General features: G+C 69.3%; 7 protein-coding genes and 2 pseudogenes. 8 read left to right on the top strand and 1 reads right to left on the bottom strand.

Annotation, left to right across the window (positions count from 1 at the left end; translation table 11 throughout):
* Positions 1–75: 75 nt before the first annotated feature.
* From SB786_RS16900 to SB786_RS16875, 6 genes and pseudogenes are all read left to right on the top strand, one after another.
* Positions 76–189, top strand: a pseudogene (locus SB786_RS16900) (zinc ribbon domain-containing protein); the annotation flags it as partial.
* A 211-nt stretch (positions 190–400) separates the two neighbouring features.
* Entirely contained in the window at positions 401–778 is a 378-nt protein-coding gene (locus tag SB786_RS16895; protein WP_410728430.1) for an ArsR/SmtB family transcription factor, read from the top strand.
* The gene (locus SB786_RS16890) at positions 741–1,226 is read left to right on the top strand and encodes an SRPBCC family protein (RefSeq protein ID WP_410728425.1); all 486 of its coding nucleotides are present in this window, start codon (positions 741–743) and stop codon (positions 1,224–1,226) included. The genes SB786_RS16895 and SB786_RS16890 overlap by 38 nt, the downstream gene beginning before the upstream one ends.
* Before the next feature lie 121 nt (positions 1,227–1,347).
* Positions 1,348–1,824: an SRPBCC family protein gene (locus SB786_RS16885; protein ID WP_012367013.1), complete on the top strand. Its 477-nt coding sequence runs from the start codon at positions 1,348–1,350 to the stop codon at positions 1,822–1,824.
* Between the two features lie 44 nt (positions 1,825–1,868).
* Positions 1,869–2,015: pseudogene (locus SB786_RS16880) on the top strand (IclR family transcriptional regulator); the annotation flags it as partial.
* 146 nt (positions 2,016–2,161) lie between these two features.
* On the top strand, positions 2,162–2,800 hold the full coding sequence (locus SB786_RS16875) for a 2-hydroxychromene-2-carboxylate isomerase (RefSeq protein ID WP_410728424.1): 639 nt from the start codon (positions 2,162–2,164) through the stop codon (positions 2,798–2,800).
* An 18-nt stretch (positions 2,801–2,818) separates the two neighbouring features.
* On the opposite strand, the gene SB786_RS16870 is transcribed toward SB786_RS16875, so the two are convergent.
* Positions 2,819–3,802 carry a LysR family transcriptional regulator gene (locus tag SB786_RS16870; protein WP_410728423.1) on the bottom strand — a complete coding sequence of 328 codons (984 nt, stop codon included), beginning with the start codon at positions 3,800–3,802 and terminating at the stop codon, positions 2,819–2,821.
* 100 nt (positions 3,803–3,902) lie between these two features.
* Here SB786_RS16870 and SB786_RS16865 point away from each other — a divergent pair, with 100 nt between their 5' ends.
* A complete protein-coding gene (locus SB786_RS16865; RefSeq protein ID WP_410728422.1) occupies positions 3,903–5,135 on the top strand; it encodes an MFS transporter in 1,233 nt (410 codons plus the stop codon).
* Positions 5,136–5,549: 414 nt separating this feature from the next.
* Positions 5,550–6,245 (top strand): phosphatase PAP2 family protein, encoded by a 696-nt coding sequence (locus tag SB786_RS16860; RefSeq protein WP_410728421.1) that lies wholly within the window; start codon positions 5,550–5,552, stop codon positions 6,243–6,245.
* The last annotated feature ends 112 nt before the right edge of the window (positions 6,246–6,357 follow it).

Below are 6,357 nucleotides of genomic sequence, written 5' to 3'. Positions count from 1 at the left end.
CAACGCTTGCTGAAGCGCTTGAACGACCTCGGTTGCGAGGTTCAACCCGTTCTCGCTCCATAAGCGTTTCTTGCTAGAGAGTGGGCCTGCGATGGCTGTGGTGTCGTGCATGATCGTGATACCAACGCTGCGCTGAACATTCTCCGATGCGGACGTGCATCGCCAGGTGTGGGAATCCTCCGCCTTTAGGCGGAGGAGGACGTCAAACCCTCTCCGGTAATCAGGCGGACGGCACGCGTTCGGCGGCATGCGCCCACAGATCAAAGCAAACGCCGACGTGCGCGCGACGCATGGTAGCGATCGGTACCCGGCAACACGGCGCCCAACCCCGTCGGCGCGTGTTACCACCCCATCATCCTACGCGATGAAAATTCCCGTTGCATCGCCTATACTTAGCCGCATGGCTAACTTTCAACCCGGTATCAGCGACGTATTCCACGCCCTCGCCGATCCGACGCGCTGCGCGATCGTCGGCGCGCTCGGCAATGGCGGGCGGACCGTTTCGGAACTGGCCGCGCCGTTCGACATGGCGCTGCCGTCGTTCATGAAACATCTGGCGGTGCTCGAGCGCAGCGGCCTCGTCACGACCCTGAAAACCGGCCGCTCGCGCACCTGCGAGCTGGTCGGCAGCCGGCTGGCGGAAGCCGAGCAGTGGCTCGCCGAGCAGCGCGTGCTGTGGGAAGCGCGCGCCGATCGCCTCGTGGAATTCGTCGAACGCCGTCACCAGGAGGAACACGCGCATGTCAACCAGCCCCGTCGACCCCGCCGAAACCCATGACCTCGTCATCACCCGCACGCTGCGCGCGCCGCGTCAGGCGCTGTGGCGCGCGTGGACCGATCCTGAACTACTGAAGGAATGGTGGTGCCCGAAACCGTGGACCACCGACGTGCGCGCGTTCGACCTGCGTCCGGGCGGCGCCTTCCACACGTTCATGCGCGGCCCCGACGGCGGCACGAGCGACAACCCCGGCTGCTTCCTCGAAATCGTGCCTCAAGCGCGAATCGCGTTCACGTCGATGCTCACCGGCGGCTGGCGGCCACAGGTGCCGTGGCTGGGCTTCACGGCCATCATCACGATGGCCGACGACGCCGCCGGCTGCCGCTACGAGGCACGCGTGATGCATCCCGACGCCGCGACGCGCGAGCGCCACGAGGCACTCGGGTTCTTCGAAGGCTGGAACATCTGCATCACGCAGCTCGACGAATTCGCGGCCGCGTTGCGCTGAACGCGGGCGCGTGTACGGTCCGATTGCATGCCGTCGCGCGCGCGCCTAGGATTCCTGAAGGAAGCGTGACGACACGCCGGCATCCGGCGTGCACCGTCGCGCGCATCCCGCGGGAGGCGACATGCTGCACATGCACACGCATTCGACCCGGGTCAGCCGGCACCTGAACGCACCGCGCGGGCGCGTCTATCGCGCGCTGCTCGACCCGCACGCGGTCGAGCAATGGAAGGTGCCCGACGGCATGACATGCCGCGTCCACGCCTATGACGCACGCGAAGGCGGCGCGCTGCGCGTGTCGCTGAGCTACGACGAACCGTCGGACGGCGCCGGCAAGACCACCGCGCACACCGACACCTATCACGGCCGCTTCGTGACGCTCGTGCCCGACGAGCGGATCGTCGAAATAGACGTGTTCGAAACCGACGATCCGATGCTGCGCGGCGCAATGACGATCACGATCACGCTGTCCGACGAGGCAGGCGGCACGCGCGTCGAGGCGGTGCACGACGGTGTGCCGCCCGGTGTGCCGGTCACCGACAACGAAGCCGGCTGGCGCATGGCGCTCGCCCGGCTCGCGGCGCTGGTCGAGACGGGTTGAGCGCAAGGCGGCGCGCGCGATACGCGTCAGCCCCGAGCCGGTAGATGGGGGCGGCGCTCGCGATGCTGTTGCCGCTCGCACAGAAGGCCACCGTCGCGCTCGGCGGCGCAGGCGCGCGCTACGACGCGCAAACGGTGCGCGACAGTCTCGCGCGGTTCGCGGCGGCAGCGCACGACACCGCGCAGCCGTAGCCGTAGCCGCAGCGGGCCACGCGCGTGCGGCGTCGCGACTGCGCAAACGGCGGCCGCATGCGACACTGGCGGCCCACGCATGCACCGCGTCGCCCGTCGGCGTGATGCACGCAACCGCCGTCCGGACACGTACAAGGGCCACCACCATGAACGCCGCGCGCACCGCCACCTGGTATTTCGATTTCGTTTCGCCGTTCGCGTACCTGCAGCAGGAACGGTTCGACCAACTGCCGACTGCCGCCGCATACGAGCCGAAGCCGATCGTGCTCGGCGCGCTGCTCGCGCACTGGGGCCAGAAAGCGCCGGCCGAGATCGCGGCGAAGCGCGTCTTCACCTATCGCCACGCGCAATACCGCGCGGACAAGCTCGGCATTCCGTTCCGGATGCCGCCCGCGCACCCGTTCAACCCGATCCGGCCGCTGCGGCTCGCGATCGCGATGCGCAACACGCCCGATGCGATTCGGCGGATCTTCCGGCACATCTGGCGCGACGGCCAGGACGTGTCGACGCCGGAGGGCTTCGCCGCGCTGTGCGAGGCGGTCGGCTTTCCCGAAGGCGTGACGACCGTCGACGCCCAACCGGTGAAGGACGCGCTGCGCGCGAACACCGATCAGGCGATCGCGCACGGCGTGTTCGGCGTGCCGACCTTCGAACTCGACGGCGACTTGTTCTGGGGCGAGGATGCGACCGACATGTTCGTCGACTGCGCGACGTCCCGCGCATGGCTCGACTCGCCCGAAGTGCGCCGCATCAGCGCGCTGCCCGAAGGCATCCGGCGCGGCTGACGGCACGCGCGACGGCGCCTACCCGTCGCGCCCTTCGACGAGCGGCGGCACGGCGTCGCGCATCATCGCGACGAAGCGCACGAGCCGCGACGGATAGAACTGCGCGTGCGGGTAGGTGATGTAGACCGGCAACGGCGCGGCGTACCAGTCGGGCGCGAGATGCACGAGCTCGCCGCGCGCGAGATGATCCGCCAGCATCCAGGACGAACCGACGCACGCGCCGACACCGAGCAGCGCCGCGCTGCGCAGCGCGTAGAGGTTCGCGGTCGTGATGCGCGGGCGCATCGCGATGCGGCGCGTGTCGCCCGTGACGGTGTGCGTCAGCGTCAGCTCGGTCCGGTAATACGTGCGCAGCGCGAGCCACGGCAACGCGGCGAGCGCGTCGGGATCGGCGGGCACATCGGCGCCGTTCAGCACGGACGGCGCGGCCACCACGAAGCGCGGCACCTTGCTCAGCCGGATCGCGACGACGGACGGATCGGTCGGCTCGCCGACCTGGATCGCGCAGTCGATCCCGCTGCCGACAAAATCGCGCACCTCATCCTGCAGCAGCCATTCCACCGAGACGCGCGGATAGTCGCGCAGGAACCGCGCGAGCGGCTCGACGAAGCGCTCCTGCCCGAACGCATGCGGGACCGCGACCCGCAGCAGGCCGTCCGGCTCCTCCTGCGCGCCGCGCAAGTCGGCCTCGAACGCCGCCCAGTTCGTCAGCAGCTCCTTCGCGCGGGTGAAGCAGCGCTCGCCGTCGACGGTCAGCCGCATCGCATGGGTCGTCCGCTGCAGCAGCCGCATGCCGAGCGAGCGTTCGAGCGCCTGCAGCCGCCGGCTGATGGTCGGCTGCGTCGTGTGGAGCTGCGCGGCGGCGGCCGATAGGCTGCCGGCCTCGACTATGCGCACGAAGGTTTCCATCAGCTCGAAACGATAGCCGGCGCCGTCGACAGGCACGGCCTGAACGCGCGCAGACCCGCCTGTGGCGGGAAAATCCGGGATTTTCTCGGTCATTCGTCAAGCGTATAACAAATCTGCGCCCGACGGCACTACCGTGGCCGGCCCCGGGCCGGCACACTCGCGTCCATTCGATACCCGAACAAGGATGTACGCGATGTCCACTCCGACCCATCTCGACGCCGCGCCCCGCGCGGTGCATGCACCGGCCCCCGCGGCCGCTTCCTCGCTGCTCGATCGCCGGCTCGTGCTGCTGCTGGCCGCGGCCGCCGGCCTCGGCGTCGCGCCGCTCTACTATGCGCAGCCGATGCTCGCCGCGCTGGGGCCCGATCTCGGCGCGTCGGCGCGCGCGATCGGCTTCGTGCCGACGCTCACGCAGCTGGGCTATGCGCTCGGCATCCTGCTGCTCGCGCCGCTCGGCGACCGCTTCGACCGGCGCCGCGTGATCCTGACGAAAGCCGCCGCGCTGGTCGTCGCGCTGCTGCTCGCGGCGGTCGCGCCGTCGCTCGGGCTGCTGCTTGCCGCGAGCTTCGCGATCGGCCTGACCGCGACGATGGCGCAGGACGTCGTGCCGGCCGCCGCGACGCTCGCGCACGACGCGCATCGCGGCCGCATCGTCGGCACGGTGATGACGGGGCTGCTGCTCGGCATCCTGCTGTCGCGCGTCGTCGCCGGCTTCGTGGCCGAAACGGCCGGCTGGCGCGCGATGTTCGCGCTCGCGGCGGCCAGCGTCGCCGCCATCGGCATCGTGGCCGCACGCGGGCTGCCGCGCTTCGAGCCCACCACGCGGCTGTCGTACCGCGCGCTGATCGGGTCGCTCGGCGAACTGTGGCGCCGTCATCCCGCGCTGCGCCGCGCCGCGCTCGCGCAAGGGCTGCTGGCCGTCGGGTTCAGCGCGTTCTGGTCGACGCTCGCGGTGATGCTGCACGGCGCGCCGTTCCATCTCGGCAGCGCAGCCGCCGGCGCATTCGGCCTCGCGGGCGCCGCCGGCGCGCTGGCCGCGCCCGTGGCCGGACGCCTGGCCGATCACCACGGCCCCGAGCGTGTCACGCGGCTCGGCATCGGGATCGCGACCGTGTCGTTCGCCGCGATGGCCGCCGCGCCGCTGCTGACGCCGCATGCGCAACTGGCGCTGCTCGCCGCCGCGACCATCGGCTTCGATCTCGGCGTGCAGGCCACGCTGATCGCGCACCAGTCAATCGTCTACCGGATCGACCCGGCGTCGCGCAGCCGTCTCAACGCGGTGCTGTTTGTCGGCATGTTCATCGGGATGGCGACCGGTGCCGCGCTCGGCAGTTCGTTGCTCGCGCAACTGGGCTGGAATGCGGTGATCGTGCTGGCCGTGGCGACGTCGCTGGCCGCGCTGGCCGTGCGCATGTGGCGGCGGTAATGCACGGTGTCGCGAATGCGGGGCGGGCTTGCCCGCCTTTTCTTTTATTTTCTTTCGGTGCTGCGCGGCCGGGCGCGGCGCGATAGATCCACGCGAGACGCGGAGCGCTTTCGGTCATTCGGTGCAAGGTCCGCGACGGCTCGCCGAATTGTCCAGTTCAACCGATTATTTTTCGCCGGTGTGCAGAGATCCGCGGCCAACCGTCAGAGGATTCCGCATCGCCGCGCCGCACGGTCCGCTCCAATCCGGCCCCACCTGGAATTCGCGTTTTCTCAGGGGATTCCCGGTATTTTTTCCCATTTTCTTCGACATTACCGATGACATACTTGCCCCCCGTTGCGCTCCGGTGCGAGCGCGCTTCCTGATCCTGCCGGCCGCGTGTCATGTGTCGTGCGTCCGCCGGGATCGCAGAACATGAACAATTTCGACACCACGATCCAGACCTTCCTCACCCACATCACGTTCGGACCGCTGATGAACCATGCGATCCGCGTAATCGCCGGCCTCTATACGTTCAAGGGCTTCGTGCTCATCCCCGTGCTGTGCTGGCTATGGTTCCAGCCGGGCCCCGAACGCGAACGGCAACGCGAGCTGGTCATCGCGACCGTCGCGAGCGGGCTCGTCGCGCTCGCGTTCGGCCGATTGCTCGCGAAAGCCCTGCCGTTCCGCGTGCGACCCATCTACAACCCCGACCTGCACCTGCATTTCCCATCTGAGGAACTGCGCGCGGCCACGCTGCAGGCGTGGAGCTCGTTTCCGAGCGACCACGCGATGCTGTGGATGGCGATCGCGACGGGGATCTTCATCATCGCGCGCCGCCTCGGCGTGCTCGCGCTGCTGTATGCGATGGTGTTCATCTGCGTGCCGCGCGCGTATCTCGGCTTTCACTACCCGACCGACCTGATCGCCGGCGCGGCGATCGGCATCGCGATCGCATGGCTGCTGACGCGCGAAGCGATTCGCACGCGCTTCGCGCCGCAGGTGCTGGAGGCGATCCGGCGCTTCCCCGCGCCGGCCTATACGCTCGCGTTCTTGCTGTGCTTCGAGTTGATCACGCAGTTCGACGAACTGCTGACGCTCGCGCAGTCGGTCAAGCACACGACGATGTAACGGGACGGCGCCGCGATGCATCCGCTGCTGTCGTCACGACGCCCGGGCACGCGCTGCCGGCCCTGCGCGGCGGCATCGCGTCGTGCGCATGCCGCCGCCCGCGTCGCCTCCG

The organism is Burkholderia sp. SIMBA_062, from assembly GCF_046534765.1.
Classification (GTDB): Bacteria; Pseudomonadota; Gammaproteobacteria; order Burkholderiales; family Burkholderiaceae; genus Burkholderia; species Burkholderia ambifaria.
Note: the sequence above shows the minus strand (reverse complement) of the source record. Positions and strands in the feature narration are given on the sequence as shown.

Bases quoted from the DNA above. Each gene is read 5' to 3' on its own strand.
- SB786_RS16860 (WP_410728421.1), top strand. From the start codon at position 5,550: ATGAACAATTTCGACACCACGATCCAGACCTTCCTCACCCACATCACG.
- SB786_RS16875 (WP_410728424.1), top strand. From the start codon at position 2,162: ATGAACGCCGCGCGCACCGCCACCTGGTATTTCGATTTCGTTTCGCCG.
- SB786_RS16870 (WP_410728423.1), bottom strand. From the start codon at position 3,802: ATGACCGAGAAAATCCCGGATTTTCCCGCCACAGGCGGGTCTGCGCGC.
- SB786_RS16890 (WP_410728425.1), top strand. From the start codon at position 741: ATGTCAACCAGCCCCGTCGACCCCGCCGAAACCCATGACCTCGTCATC.
- SB786_RS16885 (WP_012367013.1), top strand. From the start codon at position 1,348: ATGCTGCACATGCACACGCATTCGACCCGGGTCAGCCGGCACCTGAAC.
- SB786_RS16865 (WP_410728422.1), top strand. From the start codon at position 3,903: ATGTCCACTCCGACCCATCTCGACGCCGCGCCCCGCGCGGTGCATGCA.
- SB786_RS16895 (WP_410728430.1), top strand. From the start codon at position 401: ATGGCTAACTTTCAACCCGGTATCAGCGACGTATTCCACGCCCTCGCC.